Here is a 14,027-nt window from a genome sequence, read left to right as displayed (position 1 = left end):
GATTTCGATGCGGATACGCTGAAGAAAATCGTCAAGAGCTTCGGCGTTGGCAAGCCGTTGACGCAAGAGCAAATTAACAAGTCACAGTCCAATGTAGACAACTTGATTCCAACGCAGCGAGCGGCTCCGGCTCCTGCTCCTGCGGCTCGTCAATAAAATTGGACTCAAGACGTGCAGCATTTGTTATCTTCCAACTGTTTATGCGTGAATACGTTGATAAGAATGTTGCAAGGTTTACAATTTAGCCGGGAGGGACAAAAAAACATCATTCAAAAAATGAATGATGTTTTTTGTTTTTAATAAATGCCCGTTTCGCGCAACGCGGGTATGTTATCAAGTTCTTGTCATGCCGGGGCTTTTATTTACGCAAAATAGTATTTTGATGCATATAAATTAATATTTGTTACGCTAAGCGAAAATTAGATCAAAGAAGCCGGAAATTCCGTACGCTAAGGAAACGATATTATTATTGAAGGTGTGTGTATTCTAAATAAAACCGGATATTTCAATCATGTAAAATGGGTGCTGAAAATTGATGACAAAGGAATACGGTACATGAGTGATTTTTTAGAGAAAGGATGGTAATAGATGTAGGGTGTGGATCTATGCCCGGTATTCCTCTGACAGCCAGCGGGAAGAATATTGCGGCTCTTGTTCATTGCAGGCTAATCTAATCGACGGATACAATAGCACAAGTACATCAGGAGAAGGCTGCCGAAAGTCGACCATCCCAATGGAAAGCTGAGGTGCGGGTTTGTTATATACTGGCTTGGGAAAAAGCGAACGGGCAAGATAGTTGAAAATGTAAATCCGTGTCAGAGCAAACGCTATTGACAAATCATCTACTACGTGTTACTTTATAGCAGTAGTAAGTATTACTTCATACCAGTCATACAGAATAGCAAGGAGTGATTGTGCTGGAAAACCTAACGGAAATGCTCAAAGGCGTGCTTGAGGGCTGTGTCCTTGAAATTATAAGCCGCAAAGAAACCTACGGCTACGAAATCACGCGGCGTCTGAACGCCCTCGGCTTCACAGATGTTGTGGAGGGAACGGTATACACCATCTTGATCCGGCTTGAAAAAAACAAATTGGTGGAGATCACCAAGAAGCCCTCCGATATGGGACCGCCGCGAAAGTTTTTCGCGATCAACGATGCGGGGCGCGAGGAGCTGCGGAGGTTCTGGGAAAAATGGGAGTTCGTATCGTCAAAAATTAACGAGTTAAAGGAGAAAAAACAATGAATTTTTGGGAAAAAATCACCGGCAGCGACATGACTAAACAATTTAAGACGTTTGAATCGCGAGCCAAAAAGCTGCCAGCTGATTATCAAGCGGCATGGAAAAAAATTAATGCCAATCTATGGCAGTACTCCGATTTTACTGGTCGCAACCTCATGCCAATTCTTGACGGTGTGCTTGGCTTGCTGGAAGAATCGGCGGCGGACGGTCAGCGTGTCCAAGAGGTTTTGGGTGATGATATCAAAGGCTTCTGTTCAGCGCTGGCCGGCGAAGAAGGTGCAAAGTCTTTTCGCGACAAGTGGCGCGAGCAACTCAACAATAATATCGCTAAAAAATTAGGTAAATAGGAGGAGGATAAAATGAAAATACGAGATATCATCGAAGGCAAAAAAGAGTGGCGAGCGCACGTGGCGCGTGTCAAAGCGCTCCCGCAAGATTATCGGATTGTTTATAAAGAGATTCAAAAATATCTCTTTAAGGTCGGTCCTGTTGAGCTAACCGAGGGGACGGGGCTGCTCTCGGGGATTATCGATCTTTTTGAAGAGGGCGCGGCCTTGGGGAAAGGCGTGCTCGAAGTGACGGGCAATGACGTAGCGGCTTTCTGCGATGATCTAATCAAAGATTCAAAAACTTACGCTGACATCTATCAAGAATCCGTTGGCCAAGAAGGTAACAAGGCCATGAAAAAGGTTGCGGATAAAGAAAAGTAAAAGGGGGATGTCAGGATGGAAAAAGCAATTGAAGTGAAAGGTCTGCGAAAGTCTTTCAAGGACACAGAAGTCCTAACGGGCGTCGATTTTGAAGTGAAGCAAGGTGAGATTTTCGCCCTGCTTGGCTCCAACGGCGCGGGCAAGACGACGATTGTCAGAATCCTCACCACGCTGCTCAAACAAGATGGAGGCACCGCCGTCGTAAATGGATTTGACGTCGCGTCAAAACCCGAGAATGTGCGGCGTGCGATCAGTCTGACCGGGCAATTTGCGGCGGTGGATGAGGTTTTGACCGGGCGGGAAAATCTGATCATGATTGCCAAGCTGCGGCATCTGGATCATCCGCGTCAAGTTGCGGACGATTTGCTGAAACGTTTTGGCTTAACCGATGCCGCCGACCGTAAGCCATCTACTTATTCGGGTGGTATGCGCCGCAGGCTCGACATCGCCTTGAGCCTTGTGGGAAAACCGCAGATCATTTTCCTCGACGAGCCAACCACTGGGCTTGACCCCGAGGCGCGTATCGAGGTTTGGAAGATTGTAAAGGAGCTTGCCGACAGCGGCACGACGGTATTCCTGACCACACAGTATTTAGAGGAAGCCGAGCAACTGGCCGACCGAATTGCCATTCTGCATGAGGGCAGGATTATCGCCAACGGCACGCTCGCGCAGCTGAAAAAGCTGTTCCCGAAAGCGAAGGTAGAGTATGTTGAAAAACAGCCGACACTGGAGGAAGTATTCCTCGCAATCATCGGTAAAAAGGAAGCCATGTAAATGGAGGCGGCAAAAAACCATTTTTTCAGCGACATGAGCGTGATGCTTGGACGTTCCATGCGCCATATTTTCCGCAGTATGGACACCATCCTCACGGTCTGCATCACTCCGATTGCAATGATGCTGCTGTTCGTCTATGTGTTTGGCGGCGCAATCCAAACCGGTACGGATAACTATGTGAATTACCTGCTGCCTGGCATACTGCTTATGGCTATTGCCAGCGGGGTGGCTTATGTGGCCTACCGCCTGTTTTTGGATAAGCAACGGGGTATTATCGAGCGATTCCACTCCATGCCGATTGCGCGTTCCACTGTCCTATGGGGGCACGTGCTGACCTCGGTGGTATCCAACGTCATTTCTGTTGTCGTCATCATTCTTGTAGCGCTCATGATGGGCTTTCACTCGTCGGCAGGAGTACTGTCCTGGCTTGCCGTAGCAGGTATACTCGTGCTATTTACGCTGGCTTTGACTTGGATCGCGGCCATTGCCGGACTGTCCGCAAAAACAGTGGAAGGTGCAAGCGCCTTTTCCTATCCATTGATCTTCCTGCCGTTTATTAGCTCGGCGTTCGTGCCGACCGACTCGATGCCGAAAGTCGTTCGTGCCTTTGCCGAAAACCAGCCTGTGACCTCTATCGTTGAAACTATCCGTGCACTATTGTCAAGTCAACCGGTAGGCAATGATATATGGGTTGCTTTAGCGTGGTGCTTAGGGGTAATGATTGTTGCATATCTATTTGCGGTGCGCGCATACAAACGGAATGCAGCTTAATGGTTACGAGCAGTAAAGGCCCCTCCAACAGCAATTCTTGTAATCCTTTTATGTAAAGATAACCAGAGGGCAGAATTACCGGAAGACCGGTCCGGACACGTTCCCGTACATTCTGCGCGCCTTCAAAGACGAAGCCAGCAATACGGAAGGGTATACCTCGGTGACTATTCCCGCGCATACGTGGGCGATCTTCCCGTCGGAGCCGCATCCATGGAATCAGTTCGACGAGACAATCGAAACGCTATACAAACGCTTTTACACCGAATGGCTCCCAACGGCCGGCTATGAGCAGGTACGCCGCGGGATAGAGTTCAAAATGTACGGCGCTAAGGACGGCCTCAACTATATCGAACTCTGGTTCGCGGTTCGTAAAGCGTAATTGGTGTTCAGGATAAAAGACGAGGGCTCAATTAAAGATCAACACGAGGCTGCTACGCGAAAATATACGGCATCCTTCGTTGAAGCAACGGGAAACGATAGCGTGGCAATGGAACCGATCCATTGCCTGTTTTATTAACACGGTTTTCACGACTAACGGGGTAGTCTACTACATATGTTAGCGGATAATATGACAGAAGGTCTTTATCTAGCTAAGTTTGATTTACTAAATGATAAAGTGGAGAATCCATTTATTCGATTAAAACTCTAACAGATTCCTAGAGTCGGGTCCAATGTGTTTACGCATCAGGCAACTCGGAATGTTTCATTACGCTATCGGAGAACGATAGTTTAACAAACAAGGAGCAGTTTTTTGCCATGGCAGCTGCTACTTGTTCATTAAGCTAAAGGGCAGTTATGCGTAACTTCCAGGGATGTAAACATCTAAATAACGTAAGGAACGAGGAGGCAGACAATTCATGGGAGGAACGAATGTATGGGATGCGGAGTGTGAGGTTAACGAAGAGCAGGCGCGGACGCTGATCGGTAGACAATTCCCTCAGCTGTCATCGAAGCAAGTGAAGCGATTGGGCTGGGGCTGGGACAATACGGTTTTTCTCATCGGTGAAGAGTACGTGTTCCGGTTTCCAAGAAGAACGATTGCAGTTGGCTCGATTCGTATGGAAGGGAAGCCGCTGCCGAAGCTGGAGGCATATATGACCATCCCCTATCCGAAACCGTTGTTTTATGGCGAAGCAAGTGACGAATACCCGGCACCATTTCTTGGCTATGCCTACGTGCCAGGAGATTTCCCAATCGGTTTGACGGAAGGACGCCGGGCTATCATCGAAACTTGACGGACATAGCATCGCGAAAAGTGAAATTGGAGGGCTTTCTATCGAAGGTGGTTGAACACTTGTCGCCGGAGGAGTCCGGTGTGATCGAAGCGTATATTAGCAGGCTGCAAAAGGACCATGTCGAGGCGGTGAATGCACTGCTACATGGCGATCTTCATTTCAGAAATATGCTTGTGAATGAAAACGGGATCGTTTCCGGCATCATTGATTGGGGCGATCTGAGCGTAGGCCATCCGGCTTGCGATTTGAGCGTTGCTTATAGCTTTTTACCACCTTATGCTCGCGGCGTGTTTTTCGAAACGTACGGAGGAGCGGACGAGGAAACGAAGCTGCTGGCGCGGCTGATCGCGGTATACATCCGTATACTGATCTTAATGCAAGCGGTCGATGACGGGAATGAAGCGATTGCGGCAGAGGCGAAGTCCAACATCATGCGGGCACTGTCGGATTAAGCTCATTATTTCGTTGCGGCTATGGGGCTATGGCTATCGGCACCATTTTGTCGTTTAAAGGCCGCGATAAGGTACGATCTTCCTTCTCTGATGCCGCTTTATGTTGAGGAACACGAAATTCAACAGAGTAAGTCGTTGCGCTAACGGGTACGTTAGCGCAATCATCAGAACTGGGTCAGGGGACGCAGCGACCTGCTCATGATCATTAAAGTAACGGGCAGGATAATTTGGAGCTTTTGTTGAATGAATAATCACCCCCAACTCTCTTTGTGAAGGAGACAATGGATTAATGAGCACTCTTATAGGTGACAAAATATATTTACGTGAATTCAATTTTTCCGACTGGCTAGATGTACATAAATATGCATCGCAGGATATCGTTTGTCGTTTCCAACCTTGGGGACCCAACAACGAAGAACAGACTCAAGCATTTGTTAATCAAATCATAGTAGATTCTAAAAAAATACCTAGAACACGTTTTGTTTTTGCGATTATCGAGCAAAATACGGAAGTTATGATTGGTGCGGGAGAATTTAATATAAGAAGTGCAACAAATAAAGGTGGGGAGATAGCCTATATAGTACATCCTGATTATTGGGGTAAAGGTATTGCTACGGAAGTTGCAAAATTATTAGTAGACTTCGGCTTTAAGGAATTTCAGCTTCATAGAATCTATGCAACATGTGACCCTAGAAATATTGGGTCAGCTAGAGTTCTTACAAAATTAGGTATGACACAAGAAGGAAGATTGAGGGATGCATTATTAATCAAAGATGGATGGCGAGATTCCTTAGTGTTCAGTATCTTAGAGGATGAGTGGGAAAGGATTTCGCCATAAGGGTATTGAGCTAACGAGTACGATAGCGCGGCGATGGAACAGTTCCATCGCCTGTTTGTTTACGCAGAATTTCTCAACTAAAGGGCAGTTATCTTCAAATTACTATGTTATAATTTGGTAAACTTAAAGGGAGAAACGATGATGGATATATTGCGTTATCCGATTGGATCGTTCACAGCGGTGCTTGAACCTACCGAAGAGCAACGTAAACAATTCATTGAATCAATAGTTGAGATGGATAATCTTCGCAAAGCGGTTGAGGGCTTAAATCTAGAACAACTGAATACTCCTTACCGTAATGGAGGATGGAGTCTCCAACAAGTTGTACATCATTTAGCCGATGCCGAGATGAATGCGTATATTCGTTTCAAACGAGGTTTAACTGAGGAACATCCACTAGCGGGAACGTTTCGAGAGGACCTGTGGGCAGAGTTAGACGACTATAAGGATACACCGATTGAAACATCTATATTGCTTCTGGAAACCCTCCACAGCAGGTTTGTGACATTATTAAGGCGTTTAAAGCCTTCGGACTTCGAAAAAGTGGTTACAAGTCCAACATACGGTGATATGACTTTAAACATAGCCGTACAAAGGTTTTCCTGGCATGCTCAACATCATATAGCCCAAATAACATCATTACGGAATCGAATGGGATGGTAGATTTGTTTTATAATCTTTAGATCGCGATGTTATTCCGCTAACGGATACGATAGCGCAATCATTTACACCATGAAAAAGCTGCCACGCTGAACGGCAGCTTTGTTGAGTTAACGGGCAGTTTAACGCAGCAAATATTTCGTGCGGAACGCCATCCAGTCTGTTATTTCTAGACTAAGGGCCATCCCCTGGGGTGGCTGTTTTTTATTCCTTCTTTCTTGACCTTTACACTAATGTTAAACTTTATAATAAATTTAGTGCTCCAAATCTGTGAGGTGAACGTTTTGAAGATAGGAAAGGTAAGAAAAATAACCGGCGTTAGCGCCCGGTCGATTCGCTATTATGAGGAGAAAGGATTGATCAAAGCATCTCGTCAAGAAAATAATTACAGGGAATATGACGAAAAGGTGATCGATTCCATAAACGCAATTCAACTTTATCTAGGTTTAGGGCTGACAACGGAACAAATTCGAGACATCATCTTCTGCAAATATCCTGAGCATCAGGAGCATAAAGATAAGGACGTCTATTGTGAGGAATTACTGCTTATGTATCAGTCGAAAATGCATGAGATCAACCAACAAATAGCTGCATTAACCGAAGCGAAGTTCAATTTGGCCGAAAAAATCAATCAGATGGTACAAAAACGAGAGGAGGAAAACGAGTGACTATATTAGTTACAGGGGCAACGGGAACCGTAGGGCGACACGTCGTGGACCAACTTATTCAAAAGGGGCAAAAGGTACGTGCATTGACACGTAATCCGCTGCAAGCCAATCTTCCTAATGATGTAGAGGTTGTCGCGGGAGATTTAAGTGATCCAAGTACGCTAATTTCTGTGTTGATTGGCATAAGCGGCATGCATTTAATTACAACAGGCGCTGAATATACCCCGTTACAAACGGGTCCAGAAATCGTTGAACTTGCTGAGAAGGCTGGGGTGCGCAGGGTTACCATTTTATGGAATGGCGAGAAAGGCCCTTTTGAGATGGCAGTTGAGGCAAGTGGTCTGGAGTGGACTCAACTTCAAGCCTTTGAATTTATGGCAAATGCACGAAAATGGGCGAACTCAATACGCTCTGAGGGGGTTGTTCGAGATCTGTTTGGAGGATCACGAATTACTTCTGTTCATGAAGCGGATATTGGACGGGTCGCAGCGGTTGCACTAACTGAGGAAGGTCATGCAGGTAAAATATATACACTAACGGGTCCTGAGAGTTTGTCGGTTCAAGATAAAGTCCGGATAATTAGTGAGGTTATCGGACGTGAAATTCAATTTATTGAGAGCTCTGAAGAAGAAGAACGTGAACAGATGAGAAGAATGGGTGTTCAGGAGGATGCAATTGATTACGTGATTAGTTGGCACCTTAATCCGCCTAAATCTGCTTATACGGTTTTGCCGACAGTTGAGGAAGTAACAGGACACAAGCCGTATACTTTCGCAGAGTGGGTTAAGCAGAATGCAGGACTTTTTATAAATTTGGGTATCTCTTAAATCTATTATCTTTGAGGGAATGAAATAGACAAACGTGTCCGAATGCATCGCTGGCAGCGGTGAGGTCAGGGGTTCGTCCGCGCAAGGAACTTCGAATTGTTCCGCTAAAACCAGCTAATATCTTGTCAACATTTTTCTCTTAAAATAAGAATGGGATGACGGTATACTGAAAAATAGGTGCACTAAAGAGCCTTCACTGCACATGCTGGAAGGTTTTTCATTTCAATCATAAATGTGGTAACTAAGCTAAGTCGACAAACCTTTCTTGCTTCACTAGCAGGGCATAAATCCAGTGAAGGAGTTTGTTAACACAGGCTATGAGGGCAACGCGATAAGGCTTACCAGCTGCACGCTTCTTGTCATAAAACTCACGTAATTTCTTGCTCCCGGTCTTTTTTAGACCGCATAGTACGGCGAGATATAAGGCATGAACTTACCAGAAGAGTAGACACTAGGGTCAATTCCTGCGAAAGCAACCAGCTTTTTGGCATGATTAAACCGATGGATTTCCCCGATCTCGGACAGAATCGTTGCAGCGATTTTGCTACCAATGCCGGGAATCGATAGGATAATCTGATAAGCTTCAACTTCTTCAGCAAGGGCATCGATCTGACTTCGCAGGTGAGAAAGATGCTCTTGGTAGCTCTTGGTACTGAAGGAGTAAATCGATGAACATCATGAGGCTTATTAGATGGCTGCTATTGAGGTGTCAAAACAAAAATCAGGGGTTTTGGATGATAGTTATACATATGTACAAAATACGGGTTTTGTGTAAAAGTAATTAAGTAACTTTTTGATACAGATGGTTTTCGGTCAAAACTTTTAAAAAATCATTCACTTTTTTACTTTTTCAATTTCATTTCCTTATTCACCTCCATACTGATAACGTCCGGCTCCCAGCAGTCGTTATATCTTATTACCCAATGCCTCTTGTCGCCGGGGGATGCCGTTGCGATTGAAGACCCCTCTTATTGTTACTCCCTGCCGATGTTTCAATCCGCCGGGCTGCGGCTGTTCCGTCTGCCTGTCGATCAGGAAGGCCTATGTCCCGAAGACATTCGCACCTTGTATAAGAAGCATCGCATCAAGATGGTCTTTATGAATCCGAATTTTCAAAATCCGACGGGGACCGTATTCAGCATGGAACGGCGCAAGCAGCTGTTTGCCGTTGCCAGCGAATTGGGGCTCCCTATCGTGGAAGACGATCCTTTCGGCTTGACTGCTTACGAGGGGGAGGTTCCGATGCCTCTTAAATCGATGGACTCTAACGGCTCGATTCTTTACATCGGTTCCTTCTCCAAAATCGCCGCCTCCGGGCTGCGGATCGGCTGGATGGTCGCGCCACATTCGATCGTGGAACGCCTGGCTGATGCCAGACAGCAGATGGATTTCGGGCTAAGCGTCATCCCCCAGCAGGTGGCTGCCCAGTTCATCCGATCGGATTACTTCCGACCTCACCTGGAACGGCTGCAGATACAGCTGCAGTTTAAGCGGGATCTCTTGGTCGAAGCCCTGCAAACGGAGCTTCCGGATCTGGTTTCCTTCACCGCTCCGCATGGGGGACTGCATTTGTGGTGCAAGCTGGCACATCCCGTTCATGACGGCCGATTGCTTGAAGAGGCTATCAAGAAAGGCGTTGTATTCGTCCCCGGCAGCGTGTACGGCTCAGACTCAAGCTATGTCCGGTTCACTTATGCCAGAGCCAAAGCCGGGGAGATCCGGGATGGGGTCGCCAAATTCGCCGAGGCGCTACGGGAATTGGTGAGGGAGTGAATACAAAAAGGCTGGCAATATTGCCAACCTCAATTGAGAAACCCGTATTGCTCGAAATATTTCTATTATACTCAAGAGGGGCATACCCCTACAGCCGCTGTTGAAATCCGTAAATTTGATTAGATGAAGTGGTATTTTTACGGTTTTCAAAGGCGGACGTAAACTCTTCCGAGGTACACCCCTCTTCCTTATATAGAAATTTTCTCGGAATAAACAAGCTTCTCAAAACAAAAAGGTTGGCATCTCCTTGTATGCCAACCTTTTTGTTGTCTTTGCGGTTAAAACGGTCGTCCCGGCGTATCCGCCATCATCACGACGAATACGATCATCAAGTAATTGACCGAGAGAAGAAAATTGGTTCTCGCCCATGCGCCATCATTGACAGCGGTAATGCCGCGAACCGTGTGCCAGCCCCATACTCCGCTGGCGATCAAGGCTATGATCAGGAACACGATTCCAGAATATCCCAGACCATAGATCAACAGAACGGTCGGAAGCAGCAGAACCACGTAAGGGATCATCTGCAGCTTGGTCCTCATGATTCCTTTGCGAACAGGCAGCAAAGGATATCCCGCTGCTCTGTATTCTTCTACGCGCCGAATGGCTAAGGACCAGAAGTGGGCCGGCTGCCAAAGAAACAGGAGCGCAAACAGCAGCAATGCTCCCATGTCCATTGTATGGCTATAAGCGCAATACCCGATCACTGGCGGCATCGCTCCGGATATCCCTCCGATCGAGGTGCTCCAGGTGGAGGTGCGCTTCAGCCACATCGTATAGATGACCACATAGACGAACATGCCGATAAGGCCGAGCCAGCCGCAAATGGCGCCGACTTTTCCGAATAATACGGTTTCACCGGCAAGCCCAAGCACCAATCCATAAGCCAATGCGCTTTTACGATGAATCCTTCCGGTTGCAAGCGGCCGTTCCCTCGTCCGATCCATTTTTCGGTCCAGCTTATAATCCCATACATTGTTCAAAACACAAGAGGAAGCCATGGTAAGCGTAGTTCCCAGCAGCATCCATAGCAAGAGCTTCCAGTCCGCCGACCATCGGGAGGCTATCCAGCAGCCCCCGAATGCGGCGATAAGATTTAGTAGAAGGATACGCGGCTTGGTCAATTCGACCCAATCCCGGATGGAAGCGGCCCTGCTCATACGGCCACCATGTTGTACAGCATGATCCACATTGATCCCGCTACAATGACGATCAGGATTACCAGCCCAAGCAATAGGGATATCAACTGATAACGCGGCTTCTTCTCATCCCGCAGATGCATGAAGAACCATAGCTGTACAATCAGCTGCAGGGTGCCGGCGGCCATTAATACGACTGCTTTGGTTATTCCTGTAAGCCAGCCTCCGAGAACAATGGCTACCGGAATCGCAGTTAATAGAAGAGACATGACGAACCCCATCGTATACGATTGAACATATCCATGAGCTTTGCCCCCTGAGGGAACCGAATGTATGTTCTCCAAACTAGCTCACCCCCATTAAATAAACCACAGTAAATACGAAGATCCACACAACATCCAAGAAATGCCAAAACAAGCTGATGACGTGAACCTTTCGTTTGGTGACTGGCGTAATTCCCTGCTTGCTCAGCTGAACCATGATGGCAAGCATCCATACCAGACCAAGGGTCACATGCAAGCCATGAGTGCCTACCAGCGTATAGAACGCCGATAGAAAAGCGCTTGTACCCATCGTCGCGCCTTCTTGCACAAATTCAGCAAACTCCCGGATCTCGAGTCCAACAAACAGGGCTCCCAGTACAGCCGTTACGCCGAGCCATCGGACCAGCGCCTGCTTCTTTCCTCGGTTCATAGCCAATACAGCCAATCCGCTGGTATAGCTGCTGGTTAGCAAAATCAATGTGCTGACGATGACCCCGCCCAATTCGAATAAATCGGCCGGCCCTGGTCCCCCGTTGGTATTGTTTTTTAGAACGATATAGGTGGCAAAAAATGTGCCGAAAATCATAATATCGGTCATAAGGTAGATCCAAAAACCGAACGTTCGCATTTCTTCCAAATCAGGTTGGTCGTGGTGCCCGGCCGCCGATGCTGGACTCAGTTGGGATGCATTCATTGTCTGTTCACCCTCCTCATGGCCGTTTCTGTGCGACTGACTTCATCGACCGGAATGTAATAATCGGTATTGTAGTTAAAGGAATGGGCGAGCATGCAGATCGCAACGCCTGCTAATCCTGGGATAATGAGCCACAGCCAGTGAAAGACGAAGCCGAACCCCGCCACAAACCAGAAGCCGGCCATGGTGATCGGGATGCCGGAATTTCGAGGCATATGAATGGGCTCCAATGTAACGGCCTCATTAAAAGTTGCCTCTCTTCCTTTGCGCTGCTTTGTTTCCCACCAATCGTCCATCTTGGTCACCTGCGGAATGACGGCAAAGTTATACAGCGGTGCAGGCGAAGGAATCGACCACTCCAGCGTACGAGCGTTCCACGGATCTCCCGTCGTATCGAGATGCTGGCGGAAATGCTTGACGCCGTGGGCGATTTGCCAAACCTGAAGCAGAAATGCAATCCCCATCAAACCGGCGCCGATGGTAGATACCAGATTGAGCTCCCACCAGCCTTTATCCCAGCTGTAAGTGACGACACGGCGCGTCATCCCCATCAAGCCCAGGACATATTGGGGCATAAAACAGATATAGAAGCCGATGTTCCAGAACCAGAATGCCCATCTGCCGATTCGCTCGTTCAGCTTGAAGCCGAACATTTTGGGCCACCAGTAATATAGGCCGGCAAAGTAGCCGAAGACGACACCGCCGATAATGACTTGATGAAAATGCGCAATCAGAAAATAGCTGTTATGGTATTGAAAATCCGCTGGCGCAACCGACAGCAGGACTCCTGTCATACCGCCGATAACAAAGCATGGAATAAAACCGGCTGTCCACAGCATCGGAGCTTCGAACGTAATCCTGCCACGGAACATGGTGAACAGCCAATTAAACACCTTTACCCCGGTCGGTATGGCTATGAGCATGGTTGTCAAAGCGAAGAAGGCATTCACGTCGGCTCCAGAACCCATTGTAAAGAAATGATGCGCCCATACCAGGAATGACAAAACACTGATAATGACCATGGCGTATACCATAGAATTGTAGCCGAACAGCTTTTTCTTGGAGAACGTCGCCACCACTTCGGAAAAAATACCGAAAGCCGGCAATACGATAATATATACCTCGGGATGTCCCCACATCCAGATCAGGTTAATGTACATCATAGGGTTGCCGCCGCCGTCCAGCGTAAAAAAGTGCGCTCCGGCATAACGGTCCAAGAACAGCAGCGCCAGCGTCGCCGTCAATATGGGGAACGAGAAAATAATCGCAATGCAGCTGGAGAGCACCGACCAGGCGAACATCGGCATTTTCATCAGCTTCATCCCCGGCGCCCGCATTTTCAGAATCGTAACGATAAAATTGATGCCGGTCATCAGACTGCCGATCCCGGAAATCTGAATCCCCCATATATAGAAGTCTTGCCCGACACCGGGATTGTACATCAGCTCGGAATAAGGCGGATAAGCAAGCCATCCCGCATCCGGCGAACCTCCGATGACAAAGCTCAGGTTAAACAGCATGGCCCCTGAGAAAAACAGCCAGAAGCTGAGTGCGTTCAGGAACGGGTAAGCAACGTCACGAGCCCCGATCTGAAGCGGGATAACCACATTAAACAGACCGAACATGAAGGGCATAGCCATGAACAATATCATAATGACGCCGTGCGTCGTGAAGATCTCATTATAATGATCAGGCTGCAAAAATGGCATGTCCGGCATGGCGAGCTGCGTTCGCATCAGCAATGCGTCCACTCCACCGCGGAACAGCATAAGAAACGCGGAAAGAATATACAAAATACCGATTTTTTTGTGGTCGACCGTAGTCAACCATTCCCGCCAGAGCCACCCCCATTTTTTGAAATACGTCAGCGCGAACAAGATTGCACCAAGAGTAAGGATAATGCTTACGTCCGCACCATAAATCAGAGGATCACCGGTTACGAAAAATTGGGATGCGATGCTTTTAGTAGGATCCAGCATGAAGCT

14 protein-coding genes and 3 pseudogenes are annotated in these 14,027 nt (G+C 47.5%); 12 read left to right on the top strand and 5 right to left on the bottom strand.

Annotation, left to right across the window (positions count from 1 at the left end; translation table 11 throughout):
* Nucleotides 1–935: 935 nt before the first annotated feature.
* From B1728_RS07720 to B1728_RS07670, 11 genes and pseudogenes are all read left to right on the top strand, one after another.
* Nucleotides 936–1,244, top strand: coding sequence for a PadR family transcriptional regulator (locus tag B1728_RS07720; RefSeq protein WP_306293517.1), 309 nt, complete (start codon nucleotides 936–938; stop codon nucleotides 1,242–1,244).
* Nucleotides 1,241–1,588: a DUF1048 domain-containing protein gene (locus B1728_RS07715; protein ID WP_079909584.1), complete on the top strand. Its 348-nt coding sequence runs from the start codon at nucleotides 1,241–1,243 to the stop codon at nucleotides 1,586–1,588. The genes B1728_RS07720 and B1728_RS07715 overlap by 4 nt, the downstream gene beginning before the upstream one ends.
* A 12-nt stretch (nucleotides 1,589–1,600) precedes the next feature.
* On the top strand, nucleotides 1,601–1,951 hold the full coding sequence (locus B1728_RS07710; RefSeq protein WP_079909583.1) for a DUF1048 domain-containing protein: 351 nt from the start codon (nucleotides 1,601–1,603) through the stop codon (nucleotides 1,949–1,951).
* Nucleotides 1,952–1,966: 15 nt separating this feature from the next.
* Nucleotides 1,967–2,725, top strand: a complete 759-nt coding sequence (locus B1728_RS07705) for an ABC transporter ATP-binding protein (RefSeq protein WP_079909582.1) — start codon at nucleotides 1,967–1,969, stop codon at nucleotides 2,723–2,725.
* On the top strand, nucleotides 2,726–3,496 hold the full coding sequence (locus B1728_RS07700; protein ID WP_079909581.1) for an ABC transporter permease: 771 nt from the start codon (nucleotides 2,726–2,728) through the stop codon (nucleotides 3,494–3,496). It abuts the gene before it with no gap.
* Between the two features lie 58 nt (nucleotides 3,497–3,554).
* Nucleotides 3,555–3,875 (top strand): GyrI-like domain-containing protein, encoded by a 321-nt coding sequence (locus B1728_RS07695; RefSeq protein ID WP_306293516.1) that lies wholly within the window; start codon nucleotides 3,555–3,557, stop codon nucleotides 3,873–3,875.
* A gap of 478 nt (nucleotides 3,876–4,353) precedes the next feature.
* A pseudogene (locus B1728_RS07690) lies at nucleotides 4,354–5,183 on the top strand (phosphotransferase).
* 289 nt (nucleotides 5,184–5,472) lie between these two features.
* Entirely contained in the window at nucleotides 5,473–6,021 is a 549-nt protein-coding gene (locus B1728_RS07685) for a GNAT family N-acetyltransferase (protein ID WP_079909580.1), read from the top strand.
* 138 nt (nucleotides 6,022–6,159) lie between these two features.
* Nucleotides 6,160–6,684, top strand: a complete 525-nt coding sequence (locus B1728_RS07680) for a YfiT family bacillithiol transferase (RefSeq protein WP_306293515.1) — start codon at nucleotides 6,160–6,162, stop codon at nucleotides 6,682–6,684.
* A gap of 272 nt (nucleotides 6,685–6,956) precedes the next feature.
* Entirely contained in the window at nucleotides 6,957–7,349 is a 393-nt protein-coding gene (locus B1728_RS07675) for a MerR family transcriptional regulator (RefSeq protein ID WP_483310970.1), read from the top strand.
* Nucleotides 7,346–8,176, top strand: coding sequence for an NmrA family NAD(P)-binding protein (locus tag B1728_RS07670; protein ID WP_079909577.1), 831 nt, complete (start codon nucleotides 7,346–7,348; stop codon nucleotides 8,174–8,176). The genes B1728_RS07675 and B1728_RS07670 overlap by 4 nt, the downstream gene beginning before the upstream one ends.
* A gap of 241 nt (nucleotides 8,177–8,417) precedes the next feature.
* Here the strand turns inward: B1728_RS07670 and B1728_RS07665 are convergent.
* Nucleotides 8,418–8,882, bottom strand: a pseudogene (locus B1728_RS07665) (transposase); the annotation flags it as partial.
* 164 nt (nucleotides 8,883–9,046) lie between these two features.
* Between B1728_RS07665 and B1728_RS07660 the strand changes: the two are divergent.
* Nucleotides 9,047–9,949, top strand: a pseudogene (locus B1728_RS07660) (aminotransferase-like domain-containing protein); the annotation flags it as partial.
* Nucleotides 9,950–10,227: 278 nt separating this feature from the next.
* Here the strand turns inward: B1728_RS07660 and cyoE are convergent.
* Genes cyoE through B1728_RS07640 form a run of 4 tightly spaced genes read right to left on the bottom strand, consistent with a single transcriptional unit; the run spans nucleotide 10,228 to nucleotide 14,021 of the window.
* Entirely contained in the window at nucleotides 10,228–11,106 is an 879-nt protein-coding gene (gene cyoE, locus B1728_RS07655; protein ID WP_079909576.1) for a heme o synthase, read from the bottom strand.
* Nucleotides 11,103–11,429 (bottom strand): cytochrome o ubiquinol oxidase subunit IV, encoded by a 327-nt coding sequence (locus B1728_RS07650; RefSeq protein ID WP_483310968.1) that lies wholly within the window; start codon nucleotides 11,427–11,429, stop codon nucleotides 11,103–11,105. Before B1728_RS07650 ends, cyoE begins: the two co-directional genes overlap by 4 nt.
* A 1-nt stretch (nucleotide 11,430) precedes the next feature.
* Nucleotides 11,431–12,042 carry a cytochrome o ubiquinol oxidase subunit III gene (gene cyoC, locus B1728_RS07645; protein WP_079909575.1) on the bottom strand — a complete coding sequence of 204 codons (612 nt, stop codon included), beginning with the start codon at nucleotides 12,040–12,042 and terminating at the stop codon, nucleotides 11,431–11,433.
* Nucleotides 12,039–14,021, bottom strand: a complete 1,983-nt coding sequence (locus tag B1728_RS07640) for a cbb3-type cytochrome c oxidase subunit I (RefSeq protein ID WP_079909574.1) — start codon at nucleotides 14,019–14,021, stop codon at nucleotides 12,039–12,041. The genes cyoC and B1728_RS07640 overlap by 4 nt, the downstream gene beginning before the upstream one ends.
* Nucleotides 14,022–14,027 lie beyond the last annotated feature (6 nt).

This window comes from Paenibacillus sp. 32352 (assembly GCF_002042965.1).
In the GTDB taxonomy this organism is placed as follows: domain Bacteria; phylum Bacillota; class Bacilli; order Paenibacillales; family NBRC-103111; genus Paenibacillus_S; species Paenibacillus_S vulneris.
The sequence above is the reverse complement of the archived record's forward strand: the minus strand, read 5'-3'. Positions and strand labels throughout refer to the sequence as shown.

What these genes read in the sequence shown, in the direction of transcription:
- B1728_RS07720 (WP_306293517.1), top strand. Translation starts at nt 936, where the DNA reads ATGCTCAAAGGCGTGCTTGAGGGCTGTGTCCTTGAAATTATAAGCCGC.
- B1728_RS07715 (WP_079909584.1), top strand. Translation starts at nt 1,241, where the DNA reads ATGAATTTTTGGGAAAAAATCACCGGCAGCGACATGACTAAACAATTT.
- B1728_RS07710 (WP_079909583.1), top strand. Translation starts at nt 1,601, where the DNA reads ATGAAAATACGAGATATCATCGAAGGCAAAAAAGAGTGGCGAGCGCAC.
- B1728_RS07705 (WP_079909582.1), top strand. Translation starts at nt 1,967, where the DNA reads ATGGAAAAAGCAATTGAAGTGAAAGGTCTGCGAAAGTCTTTCAAGGAC.
- B1728_RS07700 (WP_079909581.1), top strand. Translation starts at nt 2,726, where the DNA reads ATGGAGGCGGCAAAAAACCATTTTTTCAGCGACATGAGCGTGATGCTT.
- B1728_RS07685 (WP_079909580.1), top strand. Translation starts at nt 5,473, where the DNA reads ATGAGCACTCTTATAGGTGACAAAATATATTTACGTGAATTCAATTTT.
- B1728_RS07680 (WP_306293515.1), top strand. Translation starts at nt 6,160, where the DNA reads ATGATGGATATATTGCGTTATCCGATTGGATCGTTCACAGCGGTGCTT.
- cyoE (WP_079909576.1), bottom strand. Translation starts at nt 11,106, where the DNA reads ATGAGCAGGGCCGCTTCCATCCGGGATTGGGTCGAATTGACCAAGCCG.
- cyoC (WP_079909575.1), bottom strand. Translation starts at nt 12,042, where the DNA reads ATGAATGCATCCCAACTGAGTCCAGCATCGGCGGCCGGGCACCACGAC.
- B1728_RS07640 (WP_079909574.1), bottom strand. Translation starts at nt 14,021, where the DNA reads ATGCTGGATCCTACTAAAAGCATCGCATCCCAATTTTTCGTAACCGGT.